The sequence below is a fragment of the Rhodococcus sp. P4_F3_2 genome, from assembly GCF_056401335.1.
In genome coordinates, this window is sequence record NZ_JBFUJN010000018.1 from 1 (window position 1) to 23,230 (window position 23,230).

The window sequence follows — 23,230 nt, forward strand, 5'->3', positions numbered from 1 at the left end:
CGCCGTTGCCCGCGGATCTACTCGCCCACCCCAACTACCGCGGCGCGCGCGCCTGGCTCGACTACATCGAGGACTTCGGTGGCGAACCGGTACTCCACGATTTCTGTGTGGACTGGGATGTCGTCCGCGACGAGTTGGAAGGGCGCGCGCCTGCGTCGTACTCGATCGGCGAAGGTCCGTACGGCAGTAATTCCGGCGCGAAAAACAGCGTCGACCGCAATTACTTGCCCGCCGCAGAAGCAACCGGAAATGTGACGATTCGTGCGCTGCACGAGGTGACCGAAATCCGGGAGGTGTCCGGACAAGACCGCTTCGAGGTGTCGGTCAACAGAATCGACGAGTCGGGTGCGGTGCTCGAGCGTACGACAGTTGTTGCTGACTATGTGTTCATGGCTGCTGGTTCGTTCTACACCACCTCTCTGCTGGTCACTGCGAAGGCGAAAGGCACCCTGCCTCGGCTGAACGATCAGATCGGCAAGGGATACGGAACCAACGGCGACTTCCTGCTCTCGCGAACGCTGCTGCGGCGCGACTGCGGCGCCAAACAAGGCGGCCCCGGTGTCGCGGTTATGTACGACGACGACAACCCTGAGGGGCCGGTCTCCATCTCGTGGGAGGCTTCTCCTTTCCCTGATATCGCAGGTGGCGGCACTATGGCCAATCTGATCCAGGTCATCACTAATGAGCGTGGCAGTATCGACTACAACCCCGCTTCGGGTAGAGCCGAACTCAACTATCCCTATGGTGAGGCGAACAGTGACGTCGATGCACGCGCGCGGAACTTTGCGGGCCGTTTCCACGACCGCACCGAAACCCGATTCGGCTCGCCCGTGACGGGAATCCCCATTTTCACCCGCTTGGGGGATTTCGGTTCAGGTTGCACATGGCATGGACTGGGCGGCGCGGTGATGGGGCAGGCCTGTAACTTCGAGGGCAAGGTCGAGGGATATTCGAATCTTTTCGTGATCGACGGCGCGCTGCTTCCTGGGTCGTCTGCTCTGGTCAATCCCGCTCTGACGATTACCGCGATGGCAGAGCGGTGCATGGACAACATCCTCGCCACTTACCTCTGACGGGACCAGTATCCCCTGCAAGAAACAGAAGTCATTGTACTGCAGCGGTTTCCGGGGCTGTCCTGTTTGTCGGCGAAACGCCGCGGCCGGCATACAGCGTAGTCAAGGGTTCGCAATCACAGAGCTGGGACAGGATGGCGCCACCCCCAGATCAGCAGGCGTGGTTCTCGAAACTGCCTTTCTCAGCTGCGCCACGACATGCGCGCGAACCCGCCCGATGAAGTGTGCCCGGGTTGCAGAGGCGAACGAGATTCGGGAGCAGATTCTCGCTAGCATTTCCCTACCCTCTGGAGCCTTACGGGTCGAGTCCTGCACGGATTCGTCCGTGCACGTTGCGGGCGGGTTCGGGCGACCTCGACGGCCACGCAATGCAGGGGACCGACGAGGCCGGTAGATGCCGGGCAAGTGATCCCGAATGCCTACACCTCGACCTTACGGGCCATCTGGCGCTGCGGTGGGTGAGGTTCGTGCTGCGTGCAGTGAGTGGTTCGACCTGCGCCGCCGCTGTCAGGCGAACTGGCGATTCCGGCGAAGGGAACGCGATGAGCTGGAGTGGCCGACGGTGCCGCGATCGGGACCGTCGCCCGTGTGGGCGAGCCTCATGCGTGGTCCCTGGTCGAGGGGTTTGCTGCGGCGCCGACGCAACAAGAGGGCCATCAGGGGGATCGGATAACAAGCTCCGAATTCGGCGTCCTGTTCGAACGGGATGTAGCCGACTTCGTCGACGAGAATCAACCCTATTTGCCGTCGCCGCGCCAACTCTGCAGGTAGCTTTCCTCCGGCGTGTGCGGCTTTGAGGCTGGTCACCCAATCGACGGCGGTAGCGAATGAAACGCGATGTCCGGACTGAGCCGCTTTGATCCCCAACCAGATCGCCAGAAGCGTTGTATTAGTGCCCGGCGGCCCCAGAAGCACCACATTGCGCGCCTGCGTCAAGAAGACTTCAGTTCCCAGATATGCCACCATCTTTCGACTGAGTGACGGTTGATAGTCGAAGTTGGACTCCTCCAATGGTTTTCGCGTCGGAATCCGGCCAATCGGATCCGGTTCTGAGTACGGGACGATTCCCTAGCCGTGACTTCTCTCGACAGCACGGCCGCAAGGTAGTCCTCGTGGCTCCATCCGTCGCTGCGTGCCTGCTCGGCCAGCCGCGGCGTTGACGTGGGGTGCACCCAATCATCATTACACGATGCAGTACAGGGGAATTCGACTCCAAAGGATCGGTCGTAGTCGCCCAGGTTCCGCATCAACCGGTCTCCGCCGGCGGCAGTCGGCATCGGCCTTGCTCGATTCGGGACTTTTTGTTACAAAGCAGTTTTGGTCCACGAGTGTTGATCGGTGATCGCGACATCGCCACTCGCCAGCCACGCTTTCATCATGCCGACGACCTCCGGCGCCGCTACCACTTCGGTACCGAAATGCTGGTCTGCAGATCCTGCTCGGTGCTCAATGGCGAAGGCTTTGATATCAACGCGCGTGGTTTGTATGTAGACCTCGTCACTGGTTTCGACGACGACGAAATCGTCCACCTTCATTGCTCCAACGAAGTGGTCGATCAAATCTGGAGTGATCGTGGGAAAGGTCCCTTCGCGAGAGGTCGAGAACCTGCCGGCGACCGAACTGCGCGGACTCAGCACTATGTCGAGCTGTGGATCATACATGCCATAGTCGGCGGCGAATGCTCGAGGCACCATCACATCGCGAGCATCCTGTATGCGTCGCCACGGAGATGGAACAAACACCGCGGCGCCGGTTCCACTCAATGGAGTGACCGACAAGAATCCCTGTTCTTCTGTCAGATCTGCGTTGACTGCGCTGATGTCCGCGGCAAGGCTGGAGGCAATCGATGTCGCCGGTTCGTCGGCCTCGTCCTGGGCCAGTGCGAAGGCACGGGCGGCTGCGGCGTTTTGGCAGTGCTCGGCGGGTAAAAGCCAGAAGTCGTAGCTCATCTCTCGATGTTAGTCATTTCCCGGGCCGCTGTGAGGCAGGCGTTGTCCCAGCGCGGCATCGAGCTTCTCAGCGGGCTGATCGTCTACGAGCTCGAGCCTCAAAAGCTTGAACGCCGACCGCAAGATGTATGCGATGACCCCGAAGTAGTAGGCCGACGCCCGCCGGAAGGCTGGCGCCGGAGTCAATCCTCACATCGGCCACCTTCGCGAGCCTTGTTGCGGGATGCGCGGACGATGCCGGTACCTCGACTGTGGCAAGCACCGACTCCGACACCTCCGGCGTCACAAATGCTGGGGCGGCTACGACTGCTCCGGCGATTCGCCCACCGTTTCGCGGATCCGATGTCGCTGGTTTGGTGGCCCACGAGTCGGTTGCGCCGATGGCGGTGCGAGCCGCGATTTCCAGCCGTCCTTGTGAAGATCCGTCCCCGGGAGCGGTTGTTGTGGGTGTGTGGGACTAGCGTTAGGGCACTGTCGATTTCCGGTCCTCGCGCTCCGTGCATCCGGGGCGTTGGACATTGCTGATCCCTTGGCGACTCCGGGTCCGACGCCGACGTCGTACCGGGTCTTACAACGGGGCTGGGGCCGGTTCAGGGGACGATGGTCGAATCCGTGCGGAGGCTGATCGAAGCCGAAATACCGGAGCAGATTCGGCCCGACCTGCCCGTCGAGGACATGGCATATCTGCTGGTTCGCGTGGGTGAGTCGTTCATCTACAACGATTTGCTCACCGGTGGCACTCCGGACGCAGAGAAGGCTCGCCTGGCGTTCCGGCTCATCCTCTCGCGTGACTAGCGCGCCGAGTTTTCGTTTTCTAAGTTTTCGTGAAAGCGCTTCGAATGCAAGCTATTTCACAGCTATGCTGGTTGTGTGACAAACTCAGGCGGGTGGGATCGGCGCGAAGTTCCGCATCTCGTCCCGTCCGGGCCGGATGACGCCTGCGGCGGACTCGGGAACCTCGTTCCATGCTCCAGGAAGGTCGCGCAGAGGCTCGGATACGACGATTCGGGTCTCCTCACTCAGATGGTGCAGGGCATCCACCTCAGGATGGAGCTTGCGCAACGTGGAGATCTCGGTGGAGAAGAACAGTGACCTCGATCGGTTCTCGCTCGAATAGCGAAAGATCCAGGTGGAGATGCCATCCGACGTGGCAACGGTCATCTGCACCGGATTGTCGATTCCCTGCGAGCGAGCCGTGTGCTCGACGAATCCGACGGCCCTCGCGACACCTTCGAACGGATCGTCGGTCAGGCCGAACGTCAGCGCGAGGAAGAACAAGGTTTCCGAGTCCGTCGATCCTTCGAGATCCGGAAAGAGCGACGGATCAATGGCAGTCACCAATTCCCTTTTCATGTCGTGGAATCCGCGTAGTGAACCGTTGTGCATCCACAACCAATTGCCGAGCCGAAATGGGTGGCAGTTGCTGCGCTGCACCGCAGTTCCCGTCGAAGCGCGCACATGGGCGAACATGAGAGGGGTGCGCAGTTGAGAGGCGACCTCGCGCAGGTTCGAGTCGTTCCACGCGGGTTCGATGCTCTTGAACACTGCTGGTTGGGACCCCTCGCCGTACCAACCGATTCCGAAGCCGTCGCCATTTGTCGTCGTTGCCCCGAGTTGAGAATGCAGGCTCTGGTCGATCAGCGAGTGCTGTGGTCGGAACAACAAGTCATGGGTGAGTATCGGTTCTCCCGAATACGCCATCCACCTACACATGCTTTCAACTCAAACAGATTGAGTCGGCGTTGTCGGTGCATGCGCAGCGGCGTGCGTCGTCTGGGCGGGCTTCCATGTCGACACAGCCCAGATCACGACGATGTTCAGGGCGATGATGAGAGTCGACCACCAGGGGTAATACGGCAGCCACAAGAAGTTCGCGATGATCGAGATCGCACAGATCACGACTGCCGATACCCGTGCCCACGCCGTTCCGGTGAACAGTGCGAGACCGACGAGAGCGACGAGCGCGCCCAGCACGAGATGAATCCAACCCCACGTCGTCAGGTCGAATTGATAGACGTAGTCGATCCCGACCACGAACACTTCGTTTTCGGCGACGGCAGCGATTCCTTGGAAGAACTGCACGATACCGACCGTCACCAGGATGACTGCTGCCCCGATTGATGTTCCTACCGCGAAACCCTGCTTGACTGACGTTGTATCCGACATGGCGGTTTCCCTTGATTCGGTGGGGTGACCGGACACGTGCCCGGCACGTTGTACCGATCGTTGTTCCACCTGCTGACTGCCGTGAAACGGAAATGCGGGTCCGGTTCGGGGAGAAATCAGTGCGTTCTGCTCCGATGTGCGGGCGAAATGTAACTTCTGGCCCCTGTTGATGCGATGTACCCCTTGCCGGAACGCGTGTGCGGAGGAATTGCTCGTAGCCGAAGTTCACAGAAAACAAGAAGAATTCGGCACGGAATTCGACCTATTTGTCCAGCTGTACTGGTATTTTGACTGAATTGACCGGAAGCTACGGTCCGCGGAAAAGAGTAGCGAGAGAATGACGATCTTCGGCAGGCGTTCCGCGGGCATCTCCGCGACGGCCTTCGTCTTGGCAGCTGTTGTATCGACGGCACTTCCCGCGGTGGGGTCGGCAGCACCGGTCGCACTCACTCACGCGTGCACTCCCGAGATCAACGACAATTCGATGTCACTCGATCCGGCAGTGATAGACGGTTGGTACGACATCTCGACTGGTTCGCCGGGAACGAAGATCAACTCGATCGAGGCGTGGCGGACAGTGCCGGGAGACATCCTCGAGTTTCGCGCGTCGGTGACGATCAGAGCCCACGGAAGTCCCGTCCGAGGGACCCTTCGGATCGACGGCGCCGGCTTGACCGGAGATCAGGATTTGATCTCCAGAATGACGTTGACCCAAGATCTCGGTCGCTCAGGATCGACGGTCACCGATGCCGACGACGGCTCGGTCATTCCGGTTCGTGCCAAGCTCGCATTCGACGTCACAACGCCTGGACAAGTGGCACAGAACCAGACGGTCAACCTCTCGGCAGTCAAGATTGTCTTGGCAGGCGACACCACTGATCCGGGAGGTGAATGCCCCGGCCCGGGCCCCGGCGGTGGGAATGGAAGCGGCGGCGGGAATGGCGGTGGTGACGGTTCCGGTGGGAACGGTGGGGATTCCGGTGACGCACTTCCCGGTCGTGACGTAGGAAACCGAGTACCAATTTCCCAGATTCCGTCCGGCCCGACTTCTCGCCCGTGACAGCGGCACCTGGATTCACGGTCCGTCGAACATGGGCCGCTGTAGTAGTGGCGACAATGCTCTTGATCGGCGGATGTTCCGACGACGGTGACTCGCCGACCCGCGTCCTCGCGACCGGCCAACAAGATTTGCCGCCAGAGATTCGCGCTGTGGTCGACGGTCCGGATGTCCCGACCACGCTTCGCATAGTCGACAGCACCGCTGACGTTCTGTCGATCAAGACGACGACAGACGGCTCGCTCATTCCGCCCGATGATGTCAGTGAGATCGGATGGTGGGCAGATTCGGCATTCCCGGGTTCGGGCGCGGGCACCGTGGTGATCACCGGACACATCAACGACATCTATCAGGGTGACGGTTTCGGAAAGAAGTTCTCGACACTGGAAATCGGCTCGATCGTGACCGTTGCGGGTGCCGGGGGACAGACCTGGAACTACCGTATCGATGCGGTCGATCACTACGGCAAGGACGGCGAGCTGCCGGTCGAGCGATTGAACAGCCTCGACGGACCGGAAACCCTCGCGCTGATCACCTGCGGCGGCGAGTTCGTCGGTCCGCCGTTCGGATACGAGGACAACGACGTCGCGTGGGGAACTCCGGTGCCTGCATAGGCGAAAACCAGACGTCGGAACGGTTGATAAACTGAGCCCCGCGTTCGTGGGCCATCCACGCACGTTTCGAAAGTCCGAAGAAGGAGATTGTGCTGTGGTTGACCTCGCCTATGTCATCGCTGGGTCCGAAGCGACTGGCGGTGCCGGCCTGCAGGTCGACCTGAAGACGTTCCAGGCATTGGACGTCTACGGCGTAGCGACCACCACATGCATCGTCTCGTTCGATCCCAAGAACAACTGGGGTCATCGCTTCGTGCCGATCGCTCCTGACGTGATCGCTGATCAGATCGAGGCTGCCACTGCGGCTCACGATCTGGACGTCGTCAAGATCGGCATGTTGGGCACTCCCGCCACGATCGAGGTTGTGGCAGAGGGTCTGCGTCGGCAGTCCTGGCGCCACGTCGTCCTCGACCCGGTCCTGATCTGCAAGGGCCAGGAGCCCGGCGCGGCTCTCGATACCGATACAGCACTTCGTGATTCGATCCTCCCGCTCGCCACCGTCGTCACACCCAACCTGTTCGAGGCACGCACCCTCGCCGGAATGGACAGTATCGAAAGCGTGGACGACCTCATCGAGGCGGCACGTCGTATCCACGACCTCGGACCCAAGTACGTGCTCGCAAAGGGTGGTGTCGAACTCGCCGGTGGCGACGCCGTCGACGTGTTGTTCGACGGCACCGACGTGACGGTTCTCTCCGCCCCCAAGGTCGGCGAAGAGCGCGTCTCGGGTGCCGGTTGCACGCTGGCCGCCGCGGTGACCGCCGAACTGGCAAAGGGCGCCGACGTGGGAGAAGCCGTCGCTCTGGCCAAGAAGTTCGTCACGGCGGGCATCGAAGGCCGCGTCTCGGCACACACGCCGTTCGACACCGTCTGGCAGGGCGCTTTCAAGGGATAGGCACACTGCGGCTCACATCGCCGCGTGCGGCCTGGCAGGATCGAGTGCGTGAGTACTGCGAACCTGAATCGAAGCGAAGTCGCCGAACGATCTCGAACCATCGACGTCACCGGGTACCGGGTGGAGTTGGATCTGCGATCGGCGGCGGACTCTGCCGCGAAGACCTTTTCGACCGTCACGACAATTGATCTGAAGTCGTCGGCGGAGTCCACGTGGCTCGACTTCATCGGTGCTGCAGTCGATTCCGTAGAGGTCGACGGTGCGTCCATTCCGGTGGAGTACGACGGGTCCCGGATTGTGGTGCGCGGACTCGGCGGATCGAACGTCGTTCGGGTGGCAGCACACGGCCACTACAGCCGTTCCGGCGAAGGGCTGCACCGATTTGTCGACGACGCTGACGATCAGACGTATCTGTACACGCAATACGAGCCCGCCGATGCCAGGCGTGTTTTCGCCTGCTTCGAGCAACCGGACCTCAAGGCGCCCTTCACATTCGAGGTGACAGCACCTGACGGCTGGGAAGTCCTGTCGAATCAGCCCGCGACACGGACTCTCTCCGTCGACGGTGCGCAACGCGTCACTTTCGCGCCGACGCTGCCGATCTCGACTTACATCACCGCGATCGCGGCCGGGCCGTATCACCGCGTGGCCTCGTCGTGGAGTCGCGGCGAACTCACTGTCGAGTTGGGCGCTTTGTGCCGGGCGTCTTTGGCTCCTCATCTCGATGGGGACAATGTTTTCGACATCACCCGTCAGGGGCTGGACTTCTACGCCGAGCACTTCGACTATCCGTATCCGTTCGGCAAGTACGACCAGATCTTCGTCCCCGAGTACAACCTCGGCGCCATGGAGAACCCGGGACTGGTGACCTTCACCGAGGCGTATGTGTTCCGCGGCACCGCAACCGACGAGCAGCATCAGCGTCGCGCCAACACGATCCTGCACGAAATGGCGCACATGTGGTTCGGCGATCTCGTGACCATGGTCTGGTGGGATGACTTGTGGCTCAAGGAATCCTTCGCCGACTTCATGGGATCGCTGGTCAGCGCCGAAGCCACTCGCTTCACCGATGCCTGGGTAGCATTTGCCATCAAGCGAAAGGCGTGGGCGTACCTCCAAGATCAGCTGCCGACCACGCATCCCATCGTCGCCGACATCGTCGATCTCGAAGCTGCAAAGCTGAACTTCGACGGAATCACCTACGCCAAGGGCGCTAGTGTCCTCAAGCAACTCGTGGCTTTCGTCGGCCGTGACGCGTTCTTCGAAGCGGCACGACGGTACTTCAAGGCCCACGCCTTCGGGAACACCACGCTTGTTGATCTGCTCGACGTGCTCGCGGAGACTTCTGGACGTGATGTGCGCGAATGGGCCCGAATCTGGTTGCAGACCACCGGAGTGTCCACGCTGTCGCTCGACGGAACAGACCTGGTCCAGACGGACCCGAGGCCGCACCGGCTCGCAGTCGGAATCTACGACTACAACGAGTCCGGAGATCTTGTTCGCACCGAACGCGTCGAACTCGACATCACCGAATCCCGCACGTCGGTTGACCTTCCGCCCGGAGCGCTCACACTGCTCAACGACGAAGACCTCACCTACGCGAAGGTGCGATTGGACGCGGAATCTCTGTCCACGGTCGAGGCGTCCCTGGACCGCGTGAGCGATCCGCTTGCGCGCGGTGTGATCTGGTCGTCGCTGTGGAACTCGGTGCGCGATGCGCAGCTCTCGGTGTTCCGATACCTCGACATGGTGGAACGATTCGCTCCCGCAGAGACAGATCTTGCGATTCTCAGCGCGATCCTGACCGATGCCCAATACGCGGTTCTTCACTACGTTCCGAAAAGCTTGCGGCCCAATGTCAGTGCGGGCTGGTTGGAAACGACCTGGAAGGCGGTGTTCGAAGCCGAACCGGAGTCCGGAAGACAGCTGGCGTGGGCACGGGCTCTGTCGGCCGCAGCAGCGGTCAACGATGCTCGTGCCGGCGAGCTGCGGTCGATACTCGACGGCACGTGCCCGGGACCGGTCGGACTGGCTCTCGATCCTGATCTGCGGTGGGCATTGTGGATCGCCCTGTCCGCGACCGGGCATGCGAGTGTAAGCGACTTTGACAGTGAGCTGAGCAAGGACAGCACGTCAGCGGGTCGAACGGCGTACGTCCGCGCCGCGGCGTCGATTCCCGATGCCGAGACCAAGGCGGCTGCCTGGGCGTCGGCGACCACCGATGCCTCACTCTCGAACGACCGCCTGGATGCGACGATCGCCGGATTCCGTTCGGGCACGGACCCGTCGTTGATCGAGGGATATGCGGTCGAGTACTTCTCGTCCCTGGGGAAGTGGTGGTCCGAACGCAGCATCGAGATCGCGCGACGGTTGGTGAACGGGCTCTTCCCGGCAGCTGAAGACACCTCTGCTGTCGATTCCTGGATCCAGGCCAATGCGGAGGCGCCCGCGTCGCTGCGGAGGCTTGTTCTCGAGCGTCGGGATCACCTGGCCCGAGACCTACGTGCCCAGGCGTCGAACGCAGTGATCTGACGCCATCAGCTCCGAAATGTCCTGTTCTTGGATATTGTCTAAACAGGGCTGCGACGGGAGACGACGTGCACACGATCACGGATCTGTCGCTGGTCACGGGCCCGGTTCCGCCCGTGGTGACGGTGCTCGGAATTCTGGCACTTCTGTGGCTGATCTTCTCGAGATCGAGGCGTCACGTGCTGATCTCGATTCCGGTCTGCATCGTCGCGGCAATTGCGATCACTCTCGTGCTGTACTGGCTGATCGAGAAGGTGTGGCACCCGTTCCCCGATCCGATTGCCCGTCCGGTCTACGTGTGGATCGGGTTGGGCATTCTCGGCGTGCTGCTGGGTGTTTCGCGGGTCTTTGCGGCGACGCGGATCGACGGCCGCGTGCTCACCGTGGTCTCCGTGCTCCTGGTGGTCGTGTCGAGCGCGGCTCACGTGAATCTGCAGTTCCAGTCGTATCCGACGTTGGGAACAGCGCTGGGACTCTCGGACGCGGAGAAGGTTTCACTCGCCGACCTGGACGACGGCAAGGACGGGGCGGTACCGGTTTCGCAATGGAAGGCTCCAGCGGACATGCCGTCGGCCGGCAAGGTCAGCACGGTCACGATTGCGGGGACGGTCTCCGGATTCAGCGCCCGCGACGCCGAGATCTACCTACCGCCCGCGTATTTCACCAACCCACGACCGGAGTTGCCGGTGTTGGTACTGCTTGCCGGCCAACCAGGCGCGCCCGAGGACTGGCTACAGGGCGGACGTCTCGTCCAGACCATGGATGCCTACGCCGCTGCGCATTCGGGCTTGGCTCCCGTTGTCGTCGTTGCTGACGGGACCGGGTCGGAACTGGCGAATCCGCTCTGCGTCGATTCCCAACTCGGGAACGTCGCAACGTACCTTTCGCGCGATGTCCCCGACTGGGTGCGCGGGAACCTCCAGGTGGATCCCGACCCGAGGAAGTGGGCGATCGGGGGACTTTCCTACGGCGGTACCTGCGCGTTCCAGATGGCAACGAACTTCCCCGCGGTATATCCGACGTTCCTGGATCTGTCCGGTCAGATCGAACCCACCCTCGGTGATCGGAAGCAGACGGTCGATGCAGCGTTCGGCGGTAACGAAGCCGCGTTCGTGGCAGTGAATCCGCAGGATCTGCTCCGGGAGAAGAAGTTCCCCGACAGCGCCGGAGTGTTCGTGGTCGGCAAACAGGACAACGACTACCGCCCAGGTCTTCAAACGCTCTACGAAGCCGCAAAAGCCGCAGGAATGGACGTCCAGTACGCCGAGGTCGACGGAGGACACAGCTTCCAGGTGTGGTCCGCTGGTTTGGCGAGTCAATTAGGTTGGCTGGGAACGCGACTCGGTCTGCCCGGATGAACGATCGTCTGGAAGTTCCGAAGACCCGATGATCAGCGGGTGAATTCTTCCGGTCGCCCCGGCTTCGGAGCCCAATCCCTGCGGATCCGCCACACTCGCGAGCCGAAGGTCGAGTGCGCCGGTCCATTCTCGGGTCAATTGCGCATCGAGTGCGTCGACGCGCTCGAGTAGCGGAGGGTGCTGGTCCGGCGGGCAGGCTTCGAGCAAGGTCGCGAATACCGCGCGTAGACGGCGCTGGACCTGCGCGGAATTGGTACTGAAGTGCCGGATCTCGTCGGTGGCGACGGACACGTAATCGGTCCAGGTGCGTTGCTGCCCTCGGATCAGCGTGAGATCCGAGGTTGACGTGTCGAAGCGGACCCGCGGGGCGAGAAGTACCAGAAGATCTTCGATGTGGTCGAGAGCCTGCACGGCTCGGCCCGGGTCGTTGATGGCGGGTGACAGTGCCTTGAGCGCGATGTCCACGATCGACTGAAGCGCTGCACCGGGGCTGACGACCGGGCTGTGCGTGTCACCGAAGATCAAGCACGACATCAAGGTGTCAGGACGTACCTTCAGCGACGGTCCGCGTACCTCGAAGAGGGGCGCGTTCTGGGCGACGAACTCGCCGATGCTGGGGACGACCTCGACCGAGACGTCCCAGCGGCTCGCCAACCGCTGCAGTCGTGCGAGATCGATCGCCAGCAGAATCCGGCCGTCGGGTGAGAGGTGGCGCAGGCGAATCACCAGTGCGTCGGCGCTCTCGGAGGTTTCGGACTCGCGCGGTTGGGGGAGTGGGAGCGGCTGACTGGGTTTCGGTGCGCCGGAAGGTAAGTCCTCGTACAGCGGATAGGCACGAATCGTCGCGCTGCGACCCTGGGCCGCTATCCAACGCAGCAACCGACTGGAATTGAGGATCGACCCGACCTTCGCCACCAACGCGATGAACAGGATCGCACTGGCCAATGCCAGAAGCAGTGCGATCGCCGTGGAGATGGTCGGTGAGGAATTCTCCGAATCGAGCGCCAGATCGAGCGCAATGATCAAGGAGAAGACGAACGTGGCCAGAAACATGCCGATCGACCACCGCATCACTCGCTGTTGCGCAAGCATCGGGACCACCCGCACCGAAATCTGCGATGCGCCGAACTGCATTGCGAGGGTGATGGCGGTGAACACCAGACCGGTGAGAGTGATCATCCCGCCGGCGATGACGCTGAGCAGCGTTGCGGTGGCACCGGCGTCCACGCCCTCGGAAATGGTACCGACGTCGCCGTCGCTCACCAGGTCTCCGTCGATCCCGACGAGGATGTTCGCGGTGACGACGGACAGCACGACGAGGATCACGGGGAGGCGCCAGACCGGGACTGTTCGTAATCGTCGGCGAGTTCGGCGCCAGCGAATTCTGTCCGAAAGCCGCCGTGTTAGTCCGACTTTCGTCGTAGGCGTCGTGGTGTCGACGACGGGGAGTGGTGGTGGGGTCGGAGGAGTGGAACCGAAACTTCCTGACACCGTTTCCTGAACGTAGATCTTCGCGTGGATCATCGGCTCGCGATACCGCTGCTCACGGGCGACTGCCCGGCTCATCTTCGCGGGCTTGTCGCGGTAACGCGAACGCGCCCACGGCGCACCCGGGCGACTCAACCGAATTGCTCCGACCAACAGAAGCGGGGTGAAGAACAGTCCGATCAAGCCGGTCCAGAGTTTGCCCTTCATCAACGTGATCACGGCGAGTCCGAGTTGGATCACGATCGCGACGACAACGCCGATCAACGTCGCCAGGCTACGGTCCTGCTCATACGGGTCGAACTCTCCCGCGAACCCGATCGGGTGGACTCCGAGAAGGAAAAGGAACGAGATCGCGATGGCAACGAACACCGCGTCGATGGACGAGCGACCCTCCTCGGCCCAGTAGACGTCGCGCAGATGTAGCACGAGTGCGTACTCGTCGAGGACCAGCGCGCTGCCGATACCGAACACCGACGCAAGAACACAGTTGGCGATCGGGGTGTGATAGTCGGCCAGAGCGATGAAGGCAAAGCCGGACACGAGCATCATCATCAAACCGAAAACCATGTGGTGGATGTGCATTCCACCGGGCGTGACATTGCCTGGCCACCACGAGACCTCAGCTCGGATCATTCGAACGCTGAACCGAATGAACAGGAACGTCAGGACAAAGGCGAGCAGAAGGAAGAACAGCGGGAGTCTGCCGGTGTCGACGACCGTGTGCTCGAACCAGGACCGCACGGCGTCAGCTCTTGCTGGTGGCGAGCTTGATCAGCTGAGGAGCCGTCGCGTCCGGAAGGTAAGCACGCGTGAGCGCGATTCCGATTCGAGGCAGGTCGGCCTCGTCGCGGAAACACAGGAAAACGGGTTCGTATCTCGGCTTGAACTTCTTCTTGAACGCGTGAAGAGACCGGAAGCCGTACAGCGGTTCCATCGCGGCTCCGAGCATGTCCAGCAGGCGGTCCATCGATGCGGCGTCGGCGCCGTCGTCGCTGCGGGCCAGCGGCGCGCCGGACAGTGAGACGAATTGGGCACCTTGTTCTTTGAATTCGAGGGCCGACGATGCGATGAGGAACTCGACCACCGGCCGGAAGCCGTCCGGGCGTCGACGCATGACGTCGAGCGTCCAACCCCGGACCACGCCGCCTTCGCCGTACACCGGCAACCACGAGGTGACGCCGTGAATACTTCCCGTCGGGTCGACGGCCAAACCGACCCGGACGTCGCGATCGAGCGCCTCCTCGACGCTGCCGAGGGTGAACCCCATCTCGGGGAGTCCCTTGTCGCCCACCCATTCCTCGGATATAGCGCGCACTTGAGCCAAGACGGAAAACGGCTCGTCTGCCAGTGTTGTCATCCGGAAGGTGATGTCGTCCTTCTTGGCCTTGTTGAGCGCCGAGCGGATGTCCTGCCAGGACTTTCCGGTGAACTGCAATTCCGGCAGGTCGACGATCGTGTCCTCGGCGACCTGAACGGTGCGCCACCCGCGCCGTGTGGCGGCATCGGCTGTTTCCTTCCCTACGGAGAACAAGCAGGGAGTGAGGCCGTTGGCTTCGGACATCGTCGTGAATTCGTCGACCGCCGCGGCAAGTCGGTCGGGGCTCGCTATCGGATCGGCCAGCACTACGACGACACCGACATGCCGTTGGAATGCAACGACGCTCTCACCCGACTCGCCGAAGTAGTAACTGTTGCCGTCCCACGTCGTCATCCACGACATGGTTCCGCCGCCGTGCTGTTTGAGCAGTTCCCGAGCAGTGGCGCGAGGATCGTTCCCGGACAGCGGTCCGCCTCGAATCTTGCGCCGCATCGGCACGTGAAAAGCGTGACGGCCCTTGATCAGCAAGATGAGTTCGAGAAGCCAGAGCAGCGCGGTACCGACCGTGACGGCTCCGGCGCTTTCGTAGTCGAAGAAGATGACCGAACCGAGGACGAGGGCGGTGGCCAAGACCGTCAGAGAACCGAACACCACGGCAACCCACCAGGCCCAGCGGCGACCTCGTCGCAACTGATCCGCGATCAGTGCAACGATGATCACGTCGACCAATGCGGTCCAGCCCGAACCGGTTTCGGCTTCCGTCGGCCCGAAGGGTCCACTGCCGGGGAACAACCACACGGCGATCTCGACCACTCCGATCAGGAGCAGGCCGATGAATCCGAGCAGACGGATCTCGCGTCGCGTTCGGGGGATGAACCCGCGCTCTCCGTCGCCGAAGAACTTTTCGCCGACCGGAAGGAAGATCGCGACCGCGATGAGGTGCTGTACGTCGGCGAGGCGACCTTCGAAGAGAAAGGCGATCGCGATGTACGCGCACAGGATGGCGCGCACTCGCATTCGCCAGGGCGAGCGCAGAGTTGCGGTGGTCGCGGCGAGTGCGGCGATGATTGCGGTGGTGACACCGACGTCGCGGTGGGTGGCGAGGTTGCGAGCCCAATCCCAATCGGTGTGGCTGCCCACCCAGAGGAGGAGCGATGCACCCAGTTCGCCCGCCAACTGACCGCTGATCGTGACGATGGCCGCGTTCTTGGTTCCCAGGCGCCACTCGCACCAGCCGACCGCGAAGGCAAAAACGACGATGATCGAAACATACTGACCCGGCGTCAAGCCGAAGAACCAACCCGTGACGAGAGTCCACCACTTACCTTCTTGCAAGGCAGGGACTCCGTAGGCGATGTCGTCGAACCACGAGTAGGTACGGACGTGATTCCACAAGGCGCCGGTCGCGATCCCGACGACGGTGATGGTGAGCACGACGATCGAGGTGAACGGCACGCGCCGCAGGACGCTCAGCGCGTCGGAGGCAAAGCGAGAGGCCCGATTCGGCGCGCCCGGGGCGCTCTGGTCGGTCTGCGGGGTGGGGGTCTGGGACTGCTCAGCCATCGAGGTTCTCTTCTCGCCATGCCGCACGGTGGATTCTGCCTGTTCAGCATGACAGGAATACAGACCGATAATCAGGCGAAGCGGTCAAAATGGACGAGACTGGCTGGGGGTCTCAGTCTCGTGGCGCTACTGTCGAGCCATGGTGAACGGAGATTTACTGAATCGGGACCACGTGGTCGCCTCACTTGCCGCTTTCGAACCTCGGTCGGTCGAATTGGACGGAAGGCGCTCGGCGTCGGTGGTCATCGTCGTCATGCGGAGTGCGGACGGAACACCCGTGTTCCCGGTGACGAAGCGGCCGAGCAAGATGCGCGCTCACCCCGGTCAGTTCGCGTTGCCAGGCGGAAGCGTCGACCCGGGTGAGTCATCCGAACAAGCAGCGGTTCGGGAGCTGTCCGAAGAGTTGGGCGTCGACGTCCCTGAGTCGAACATCATCGGCCGGCTCGACGACTACGTCACCCGTTCGGGATTTGTGATCCGACCGTTCGTCGTCTGGTCCGGTGAGGACATCGGGGGACTGGTACCCAATCCCGACGAGGTGGCCCAGGTGTATGCCGTGACGTCGGAGGAACTCGACGTGGACTCGCGATTCGTCACCATCGAGGAATCACCGAACCCGGTGATCCAATGGCCTTTCCGAACGAGCCTGATCCATGCGCCGACCGGAGCCGTCATCTATCAGTTCCGCGAAGTGCTGAACGGACGGAACACGCGCATCGACAACCTCGAGCAGCCGGTGTTCGCCTGGCGATAAGGTCAGCTCGACACGCTCGGGACAGTTCGGGCTACGGCGCCTCGGCGAATAGTCCGTCGTGCTGTGGAAAGCTGGCCGCACGGCAATCGAAAGACGCGAGGTGTGTGCAGTGAACTCTGGCGAACAAGAACTGGTCCCAACGGATCGGATTCTCACTGTTCCCAACGTGCTCAGTATCGTGCGTCTACTCGCTCTGCCGCTGTTCGCCTATCTGCTGCTCGTCACGCACTCGGACGGCTGGGCATTGGCGCTGCTGATGCTCAGCGGGTTCACCGACTGGCTCGACGGCAAGTTGGCCAGGGTGCTCGGGCAGACCTCGCGTCTGGGAGCGCTTCTCGACCCGTTGGTCGATCGCCTGTACGTCGTGACGACACTGGTCACCTTCGTTGCCCGCGATTTCATTCCCTGGTGGGTCGCGGCGATTTTGATCGGCCGTGATCTTCTACTCGCGTTGACGCTGCCGATCTACCGCCGGCGTGGACTGCCACCGCCCGAGGTCATCTACCTCGGCAAGGCCGCGACCTTCCTGCTCATGTTCGCTCTGCCCTTGATTCTTGCCGGACACGGAGACTGGGCCATCGGACCGTTCACCCATGCCTTCGGTTTCGCTTTCCTGATCTGGGGAACCGTCCTGTACGTGTGGACTGCTGCGATCTACGTGCTCAAAGCCGTTGACGTTGCGCGAACGCACGAGGTCGTGCCTCGATGAAGTCGACCGGGGAGGACGTCCGTCGTAACCCGGTACCGTCGCTGCTTCGGTCGCTCATGACCGAACATCTCGATCCGGGCTACGAAGCGACGGCATTCGAACGCCAACACGAGCACACGACGAACAGATCCTCGAAGACGGGGCCGTGGCTGGCCCTCGGTGCACTGTTGATCGGGTTCATCGTCACGGTCTCGGCAGTTCAGGCCACCAAGCAGGTGACCGGCACCGAGGAGGTTCGAAGCGAGTTGGTCGCCAAGGTCCGTGACGCGGAGGATCGAATCGATTCGCTGGCCGCGTCCCGCGATTCACTCGGCGGCGACGTCGACGCCGCCCGTGGCCTGGCGCTCGAAGGCGATGCCAGAGGCAGCGCGGTCCTCGATCAATTGCGAGCGGTCGAATCCGGCGCAGGAGCCGAAGCTGTTCACGGGGAGGGGCTGGTGGTGACGTTGACGGACCCGGCCGGGCGCCCGAACCTCTCGGATGCGTCCCAGCGCAGCGTCGGCGGTAAGACAGTTGTCCTCGATCGCGATCTGCAGACCGTCGTCAACGCCCTGTGGGCTGGCGGAGCGGAGGCAATCGCCGTCGGCGGCGTGCGAATCGGGCCGACGGTGACCATCCGTCAGGCGGGCGGCGCGATGCTCGTCGACAACCAACCTGTCTTCTCGCCGTACCGCGTCGAGGCGATCGGCGACACGCGCGCGCTGCAGCGAGAGTTCGTCGTCAGCGACGCCTACGTGAGAATGTCGAGCGTCTCGCAACTGTACGGAGTCGGTTTCGCAGTGGCCGAGGACGACTCGTTGACACTGCCACCCGCGACGCCTCGTGCGGTCCGGGTGGCAACAGAACCCACAGAACCCAAGTGACAGAAGGAGTTCGATGAAGGCCGGTTCCGCCCTGTACGGACTCGCAGCACTGGTCGTCGGCATCGTCTTGGGCGTCGTTTTCAGCCCGCAGGTCCCCGACGTCATCCAGCCCTATCTTCCGATCGCTGTCGTTGCGGCACTCGACGCCGTCTTCGGCGGACTACGCGCGTATCTGGACGAGATCTTCGACGCAAAGGTGTTCGTGGTCTCCTTCGTCTTCAACGTGCTCGTCGCGTCGTTGATCGTCTGGCTCGGCGATCAGTTGGGTGTGGGTACTCAACTTTCGACGGCAATCGTCGTCGTGCTGGGTATCCGGATCTTCGGCAACGCAGCGGCATTGCGACGACGACTGTTCGGAGCGTGAGCCATGTCCGACCACGCCACGACTGACCCCGAAGAACCACCAGTGACGACTACGGGTGAAGGTCGTCACGAGTTGCGTTCGCCGTCGAAACATCGCACGAACGTCGTGTTCGCGATCCTCGCCGCCGTGCTTCTGGGTGTGCTCGGTGTCGCGATTGCCACACAGGTACGCAGCACCGTGGCCGGAGATTCACTCGACGCCGCGCGCCCTGCCGACCTCCTGGTGGTTCTCGACAACTTGAATCGGCGTGAAGCCGCGCTGAGGCAGGAAGTCGCGAATCTTCAGGAATCGCTTGCCACTTTGGAAGCCGGCGGCAACACCGGAGCAGCGCTCGACGAGGCGCGGGCGCGGCTGACCTCGCTTTCCATTCAGGTGGGGACCGCTCCTGCTACCGGACCGGGTGTGACGATGACCCTGACGGATCCAGCAGGGGGCGTCGGCTCCGAAGTGATTCTCGATCTCATCCAGGAACTACGTGCTGCCGGTGCCGAAGCCATCTCGATCGCAGGTGCGAACGGCGAACCCATTCGTATCGGCGTGAACTCGTGGGTGAGCGGGCGCGGCGGCGAGATCGAATTGGACGGAACCCGGATCGAGCAGCCGTACACTGTGACCGCAATCGGGGATCCACCGACGTTGGCAGCAGCGTTGAACATTCCCGGAGGCGTTTTCGACAACGTCGCACGCAACGGCGGAACTTCCTCAGTCGACCAATCGCAGCAGGTCACGATCTCCGTCTTGCGACAATTGAATCCGCGCCAATACGCTCAACCCGGAAATTGATCTTTTGCGTCCGACTTTCGGACGGCCTGTGAAAGGAAGCCACTGTGAGTGAGCTCGATACACCTACCGATCTGCGCTACACCGCGGAGCACGAGTGGGTGAAGCGGACCGGCCCGACCTCAGTTCGAGTCGGTATCACCGACTTTGCTCAGTCGCAGCTCGGTGACGTCGTGTTCGTCCAGCTTCCTGCTGTCGACGAAGACGTGACCGCCGGTGAATCGCTCGGTGAGGTCGAGTCGACCAAGAGCGTCTCCGACATCTTTGCTCCGTTCACTGCGAAAGTTCTTGCAGCCAACGGTGAATTGGACGGACAGCCTGACCTCGTCAACACCGATCCGTACAACACGGGTTGGTTGGTCGAGCTCGAGGTCGTCGACGAGGCCACACTCGACGCCGCACTCGCGGCAACGCTGGACGCGGAGGCATACAAGGGACTCACGTCCGAGTAGAAAACCTGCGCGTGGACCGGCCAACTCGTGTTGTGTCGCGGCCTGTCTCGCTGCACGCGGCGGTCTGCGCAGGGTACGGTCGTTAGGTACGCATGTGCCGAGTCGGGGCGCAGGGCCGTATCGAACGTGACTGTGAAAGATGCTCGTGAAGAAAGTGCACTGCGTAGTCCAGTGATTCATGATCTGGATGATTGACCCAGGAGGAGAAACAGTGAGCGAGAACGGTAACGACGCGGGCTATGGGGAGTCGCCGGCGGAGACCACTTCGGTTTTCCGTGCGGACTTCCTCAATGAGCTCGACAACACCTCCTCTGCAGCACCGGCCGCCGAGCAGCCGGTTTCGGGCGTGGAAGGCCTTCCCGCCGGAGCCGCCCTTCTGGTGGTCAAGCGGGGACCGAATGCAGGATCCCGCTTTTTGCTCGATCAGCCGACGACGTCGGCAGGTCGGCACCCGGACAGCGACATCTTCCTCGACGACGTGACCGTCAGCCGTCGTCACGCCGAGTTCCGTCAGGAAGATGCGGATTTCCACGTCGTCGACGTCGGAAGCCTCAACGGCACCTACGTCAACCGTGAGCCTGTCGATTCGGCAGTTCTCGCGAACGGTGACGAGGTTCAGATCGGCAAGTTCCGTCTGGTGTTCCTCACCGGCCCTCGTGCCGGCGGTTCGCAGGTCGGCGAGTCGTCAGCAGGTGCGGGTAGCTAATGACGGCAGTGCGGCAGCAGAGCCAGCCCGGAATGTCGATTGGTTCCGTGCTGGATCGGTTGCGTCCAGATTTTCCCGACGTGACGATTTCGAAGATCCGTTTCCTCGAGTCCGAGGGTTTGATCAGCCCACAACGGACACCGTCGGGATACCGCAGATTCTCTGTCGAGGACTGCGAGCGTCTTCGCTTCGTGCTGACCGCTCAACGTGATCAGTACCTGCCGCTCAAAGTGATCAAAGAACAACTCGAAGCGATCGACAGCGGCGCAGCGACGGTGAGTGCAGAAGTTCCTGCGCCTCGTCGTGCTCGCGTCCTGTCGATCGCTACGGGCGATGTCTCACCCGAGGCGTTCCGGGTCGATCGCGAAGTTCGAGTCGGTCGTCAGGACCTTCTCGCTCGCGCCGACATCGACGATCGGTTTCTGACCGATCTGATCCGCACCGGTTTGGTCGTTCCCGGCGCAGCGGGCTTCTTCGACGAGGACGCCGTGACGCTGGCGCGCACCGCGAAGGCGATGTCCGAGTACGGCTTGGAGGTTCGTCATCTGCGGGCGTTCAAGTTGGCTGCTGATCGTGAAGCGGGACTCGTGACCCAGATCGCCGGACCGGTTGCCAAGGGTCGTGACGCCGGAGCACGTGATCGTGCCGAGGAAATGGTCCGGGAACTGGCTGCGCTGTCGCTGACTTTGCACACATGTCTGGTCAAGTCGGCGGTTCGGGGAAGTCTCGATCGCTGAGTTCCTCGATCAGCGGGGCACACTCGAATAGAATTTCAGTACGACCGCATCGGAGTCGGTCGGCTGGATCACGTCAGGTTGGAGGCAAGCTCGATGGGCGAAATGCGTGTGATCGGAGTTCGTGTCGAGCAGCCTCAGAATCAGCCGGTCCTGTTGCTGCGAGAGTCCGACGGCGATCGGTACCTGCCGATCTGGATCGGGCAAACCGAAGCTACCGCGATTGTTCTCGAACAACAGGGAGTCGAGCCGGCGCGGCCGCTGACTCATGACCTGATCAAGATCTTGATCGAATCATTCGGTCGGAGCCTCAAGGAAGTGCGGATCGTGGACCTGCAAGAGGGCACTTTCTACGCGGATCTCGTCTTCGACGAGCAGACCACCGTCTCGGCACGTCCGTCGGACTCGATTGCATTGGCCCTGCGCATCGGCGTTCCGATCTTCGCGTCGGAGGCTGTTCTCGCCGAGGCCGGTCTGGTCATTCCCGACGAGCGCGAAGACGAGGTCGAGAAGTTCAAGGAATTCCTTGACACCATCTCGCCGGACGACTTCAAGGCCACTGACGGTTAGTCCTGTTTGCCCGTAATCAGGCTTTAGTCTTCAACTCTCAAGTAGAGGTTGAGTCTCGGTCGGCGTGTTGCGTTGACCGAGCACCCTCGTGGTCTTACCGTTGCGTGCGGTGGAGATCTTCTCGCCTTGTCGATCGAGGCGTACTCTGGGTAAGTCCACTCATGGAATTACCTGCCTTGGATTCACATCTGAAAGTTCGGTCGGCACGGGATTCTCGTGACTGCTGATAGCACAGGTTGGTTACATGATGGCGAAGCGAGAGGGAGACGGCAGTGGAAGAACAGTCGAATGAGCGCGGAACGGGCATAGCCGATAGTGCCGAGCCGACTGCAGAAATGTCTTCCGAAGAGCTGCAGCCAGGCCTGTTCCCGGACGATTCCATCCCTGACGACCTCGTCGGATATCGAGTACCCAGTGCGTGCCAGATCGCCGGGATCACGTACCGCCAACTCGACTACTGGGCACGGACGTCGTTGGTTGTTCCGTCGATCCGTGGCGCTGCCGGATCCGGTAGCCAACGTCTGTACTCCTTCAAGGACATCCTCGTTCTGAAGATCGTGAAGCGTCTGCTCGACACCGGCATCTCACTGCAGAACATCCGCGTTGCCGTCGATCACCTCCGTAAGCGTGGCGTCCGCGATCTTGCCAACATCACCCTGTTCTCCGACGGCACCACCGTGTACGAATGCACGTCTCCCGAAGAGGTCGTCGACCTCCTCCAGGGTGGGCAGGGTGTATTCGGCATCGCAGTCAGTGGAGCGATGCGTGAACTCACCGGAACGATCGCCGACTTCCCAGCCGAGCGGGCTGACGGCGGCGAAAGCGATCCCAACCCGGAAGACGAGTTGGCTTCGCGACGCAAGAATCGCGCCAGCCGCAAAACCGGATAACGCACGTCACATCTCTTTGGAGGATGCCACGGTGCAGGTAGGCGTTTCGGTCAACTAGACTGGGCCTGCGTCGCCGGCGTACGGGAGAGCCTCGGATACCGATTCACCGAACTTGTCTTTGTTTCAGTCTTTGTCTCAAAGGTCAGTCGTGAGCGGGATCAGGGCGCCGAAGGAGCAATACCTCCCCGTCAATCTCTCAGGCACCAAGGACCGTACGGGCTCCGACGCCTCTGGAAAGCGGTGGGACAACCCACCCGCCGACGGGGAAAGGCTGTGGCTTCCGTCTATCGGCGGATCACTACCGAATCTCTCAGGCGCTCGGGAATCGAGCATGCGACAGAGGGGGAGGAACGCACCGCAGTTCGGTGTGTGTCCTGATCCTCCGATCTGTCTGGGAG

23 protein-coding genes and 1 riboswitch are annotated in these 23,230 nt (G+C 61.9%); of the genes, 17 read left to right on the forward strand and 6 right to left on the reverse strand.

Features of this window, described 5'->3' with window-relative positions; genetic code table 11:
• The coding region (locus AC1DWA_RS19265) for a GMC oxidoreductase (RefSeq protein ID WP_477916926.1) at positions 1-1,073 on the forward strand (1,073 nt) is incomplete at its 5' end.
• Between the two features lie 507 nt (positions 1,074-1,580).
• Here AC1DWA_RS19265 and AC1DWA_RS19270 read toward each other — a convergent pair.
• Together AC1DWA_RS19270 and AC1DWA_RS19275 are read right to left on the reverse strand one after the other, a co-directional pair.
• Positions 1,581-2,084 carry an ATP-binding protein gene (locus AC1DWA_RS19270; RefSeq protein ID WP_477846588.1) on the reverse strand — a complete coding sequence of 168 codons (504 nt, stop codon included), beginning with the start codon at positions 2,082-2,084 and terminating at the stop codon, positions 1,581-1,583.
• A 293-nt stretch (positions 2,085-2,377) separates the two neighbouring features.
• Positions 2,378-3,022 (reverse strand): hypothetical protein, encoded by a 645-nt coding sequence (locus AC1DWA_RS19275; RefSeq protein WP_477846589.1) that lies wholly within the window; start codon positions 3,020-3,022, stop codon positions 2,378-2,380.
• A gap of 579 nt (positions 3,023-3,601) precedes the next feature.
• On the opposite strand from AC1DWA_RS19275, the gene AC1DWA_RS19280 reads away from it, so the two are divergent.
• On the forward strand, positions 3,602-3,817 hold the full coding sequence (locus AC1DWA_RS19280; protein WP_477846637.1) for a QsdR family transcriptional regulator: 216 nt from the start codon (positions 3,602-3,604) through the stop codon (positions 3,815-3,817).
• A gap of 84 nt (positions 3,818-3,901) precedes the next feature.
• On the opposite strand, the gene AC1DWA_RS19285 is transcribed toward AC1DWA_RS19280, so the two are convergent.
• Together AC1DWA_RS19285 and AC1DWA_RS19290 are read right to left on the reverse strand one after the other, a co-directional pair.
• Positions 3,902-4,723: a class II glutamine amidotransferase gene (locus AC1DWA_RS19285; RefSeq protein ID WP_477846590.1), complete on the reverse strand. Its 822-nt coding sequence runs from the start codon at positions 4,721-4,723 to the stop codon at positions 3,902-3,904.
• 21 nt (positions 4,724-4,744) lie between these two features.
• Positions 4,745-5,188, reverse strand: a complete 444-nt coding sequence (locus AC1DWA_RS19290) for a DUF7144 family membrane protein (RefSeq protein ID WP_047888130.1) — start codon at positions 5,186-5,188, stop codon at positions 4,745-4,747.
• Between the two features lie 337 nt (positions 5,189-5,525).
• Here AC1DWA_RS19290 and AC1DWA_RS19295 point away from each other — a divergent pair, with 337 nt between their 5' ends.
• The 5 genes from AC1DWA_RS19295 to AC1DWA_RS19315 all read left to right on the forward strand — a co-directional run bounded on the left by AC1DWA_RS19295 (position 5,526) and on the right by AC1DWA_RS19315 (position 11,641).
• On the forward strand, positions 5,526-6,248 hold the full coding sequence (locus tag AC1DWA_RS19295; protein WP_477846591.1) for a hypothetical protein: 723 nt from the start codon (positions 5,526-5,528) through the stop codon (positions 6,246-6,248).
• Positions 6,245-6,859 (forward strand): class F sortase, encoded by a 615-nt coding sequence (locus tag AC1DWA_RS19300; protein ID WP_477846592.1) that lies wholly within the window; start codon positions 6,245-6,247, stop codon positions 6,857-6,859. The genes AC1DWA_RS19295 and AC1DWA_RS19300 overlap by 4 nt, the downstream gene beginning before the upstream one ends.
• A gap of 94 nt (positions 6,860-6,953) precedes the next feature.
• On the forward strand, positions 6,954-7,754 hold the full coding sequence (gene thiD / locus AC1DWA_RS19305) for a bifunctional hydroxymethylpyrimidine kinase/phosphomethylpyrimidine kinase (protein WP_003946192.1): 801 nt from the start codon (positions 6,954-6,956) through the stop codon (positions 7,752-7,754).
• A gap of 48 nt (positions 7,755-7,802) precedes the next feature.
• Complete coding sequence (gene pepN, locus AC1DWA_RS19310) at positions 7,803-10,286, forward strand: aminopeptidase N (protein ID WP_477846593.1); 2,484 nt, start codon at positions 7,803-7,805, stop codon at positions 10,284-10,286.
• Positions 10,287-10,351: 65 nt separating this feature from the next.
• Positions 10,352-11,641, forward strand: coding sequence for an alpha/beta hydrolase (locus AC1DWA_RS19315; protein WP_007731985.1), 1,290 nt, complete (start codon positions 10,352-10,354; stop codon positions 11,639-11,641).
• Here AC1DWA_RS19315 and AC1DWA_RS19320 read toward each other — a convergent pair.
• On the reverse strand, positions 11,603-13,870 hold the full coding sequence (locus AC1DWA_RS19320; RefSeq protein ID WP_021344358.1) for a DUF2254 family protein: 2,268 nt from the start codon (positions 13,868-13,870) through the stop codon (positions 11,603-11,605). The two genes, AC1DWA_RS19315 and AC1DWA_RS19320, sit on opposite strands and share 39 nt — an antisense overlap.
• Positions 13,871-13,874: 4 nt before the next feature.
• Entirely contained in the window at positions 13,875-16,010 is a 2,136-nt protein-coding gene (locus AC1DWA_RS19325) for a bifunctional lysylphosphatidylglycerol flippase/synthetase MprF (RefSeq protein ID WP_047888134.1), read from the reverse strand.
• Between the two features lie 139 nt (positions 16,011-16,149).
• On the opposite strand from AC1DWA_RS19325, the gene AC1DWA_RS19330 reads away from it, so the two are divergent.
• The 10 genes from AC1DWA_RS19330 to AC1DWA_RS19375 all read left to right on the forward strand — a co-directional run bounded on the left by AC1DWA_RS19330 (position 16,150) and on the right by AC1DWA_RS19375 (position 22,832).
• Positions 16,150-16,764 carry an NUDIX hydrolase gene (locus AC1DWA_RS19330; protein ID WP_477846594.1) on the forward strand — a complete coding sequence of 205 codons (615 nt, stop codon included), beginning with the start codon at positions 16,150-16,152 and terminating at the stop codon, positions 16,762-16,764.
• Between the two features lie 109 nt (positions 16,765-16,873).
• The gene (locus tag AC1DWA_RS19335) at positions 16,874-17,473 is read left to right on the forward strand and encodes a CDP-alcohol phosphatidyltransferase family protein (protein WP_020969691.1); all 600 of its coding nucleotides are present in this window, start codon (positions 16,874-16,876) and stop codon (positions 17,471-17,473) included.
• A complete protein-coding gene (locus AC1DWA_RS19340) occupies positions 17,470-18,336 on the forward strand; it encodes a DUF881 domain-containing protein (RefSeq protein WP_019748559.1) in 867 nt (288 codons plus the stop codon). Before AC1DWA_RS19335 ends, AC1DWA_RS19340 begins: the two co-directional genes overlap by 4 nt.
• Before the next feature lie 13 nt (positions 18,337-18,349).
• Positions 18,350-18,700, forward strand: a complete 351-nt coding sequence (locus AC1DWA_RS19345) for a small basic family protein (RefSeq protein ID WP_003946178.1) — start codon at positions 18,350-18,352, stop codon at positions 18,698-18,700.
• Between the two features lie 3 nt (positions 18,701-18,703).
• Positions 18,704-19,483, forward strand: a complete 780-nt coding sequence (locus AC1DWA_RS19350) for a DUF881 domain-containing protein (RefSeq protein WP_021344355.1) — start codon at positions 18,704-18,706, stop codon at positions 19,481-19,483.
• A gap of 44 nt (positions 19,484-19,527) precedes the next feature.
• Positions 19,528-19,932: a glycine cleavage system protein GcvH gene (gene gcvH, locus AC1DWA_RS19355; protein WP_020969688.1), complete on the forward strand. Its 405-nt coding sequence runs from the start codon at positions 19,528-19,530 to the stop codon at positions 19,930-19,932.
• Between the two features lie 211 nt (positions 19,933-20,143).
• Positions 20,144-20,638 (forward strand): glycogen accumulation regulator GarA, encoded by a 495-nt coding sequence (gene garA / locus AC1DWA_RS19360; protein ID WP_003946166.1) that lies wholly within the window; start codon positions 20,144-20,146, stop codon positions 20,636-20,638.
• Positions 20,638-21,375 (forward strand): transcriptional regulator FtsR, encoded by a 738-nt coding sequence (gene ftsR, locus AC1DWA_RS19365; protein ID WP_003946161.1) that lies wholly within the window; start codon positions 20,638-20,640, stop codon positions 21,373-21,375. Before garA ends, ftsR begins: the two co-directional genes overlap by 1 nt.
• Before the next feature lie 93 nt (positions 21,376-21,468).
• The gene (locus AC1DWA_RS19370; protein ID WP_003946194.1) at positions 21,469-21,942 is read left to right on the forward strand and encodes a bifunctional nuclease family protein; all 474 of its coding nucleotides are present in this window, start codon (positions 21,469-21,471) and stop codon (positions 21,940-21,942) included.
• Between the two features lie 335 nt (positions 21,943-22,277).
• Positions 22,278-22,832, forward strand: a complete 555-nt coding sequence (locus tag AC1DWA_RS19375; protein WP_021344354.1) for a MerR family transcriptional regulator — start codon at positions 22,278-22,280, stop codon at positions 22,830-22,832.
• Between the two features lie 220 nt (positions 22,833-23,052).
• A riboswitch (glycine riboswitch) is annotated at positions 23,053-23,182 on the forward strand.
• Positions 23,183-23,230: the final 48 nt, after the last annotated feature.

Coding starts and splice junctions, on each gene's coding strand:
- AC1DWA_RS19275 (WP_477846589.1), bottom strand. CDS start 3,022: ATGAGCTACGACTTCTGGCTTTTACCCGCCGAGCACTGCCAAAACGCC.
- AC1DWA_RS19285 (WP_477846590.1), bottom strand. CDS start 4,723: ATGGCGTATTCGGGAGAACCGATACTCACCCATGACTTGTTGTTCCGA.
- AC1DWA_RS19290 (WP_047888130.1), bottom strand. CDS start 5,188: ATGTCGGATACAACGTCAGTCAAGCAGGGTTTCGCGGTAGGAACATCA.
- AC1DWA_RS19295 (WP_477846591.1), top strand. CDS start 5,526: ATGACGATCTTCGGCAGGCGTTCCGCGGGCATCTCCGCGACGGCCTTC.
- AC1DWA_RS19325 (WP_047888134.1), bottom strand. CDS start 16,010: ATGGCTGAGCAGTCCCAGACCCCCACCCCGCAGACCGACCAGAGCGCC.
- AC1DWA_RS19330 (WP_477846594.1), top strand. CDS start 16,150: ATGGTGAACGGAGATTTACTGAATCGGGACCACGTGGTCGCCTCACTT.
- AC1DWA_RS19340 (WP_019748559.1), top strand. CDS start 17,470: ATGAAGTCGACCGGGGAGGACGTCCGTCGTAACCCGGTACCGTCGCTG.
- AC1DWA_RS19345 (WP_003946178.1), top strand. CDS start 18,350: ATGAAGGCCGGTTCCGCCCTGTACGGACTCGCAGCACTGGTCGTCGGC.
- AC1DWA_RS19350 (WP_021344355.1), top strand. CDS start 18,704: ATGTCCGACCACGCCACGACTGACCCCGAAGAACCACCAGTGACGACT.
- ftsR (WP_003946161.1), top strand. CDS start 20,638: ATGACGGCAGTGCGGCAGCAGAGCCAGCCCGGAATGTCGATTGGTTCC.
- AC1DWA_RS19370 (WP_003946194.1), top strand. CDS start 21,469: ATGGGCGAAATGCGTGTGATCGGAGTTCGTGTCGAGCAGCCTCAGAAT.
- AC1DWA_RS19375 (WP_021344354.1), top strand. CDS start 22,278: ATGTCTTCCGAAGAGCTGCAGCCAGGCCTGTTCCCGGACGATTCCATC.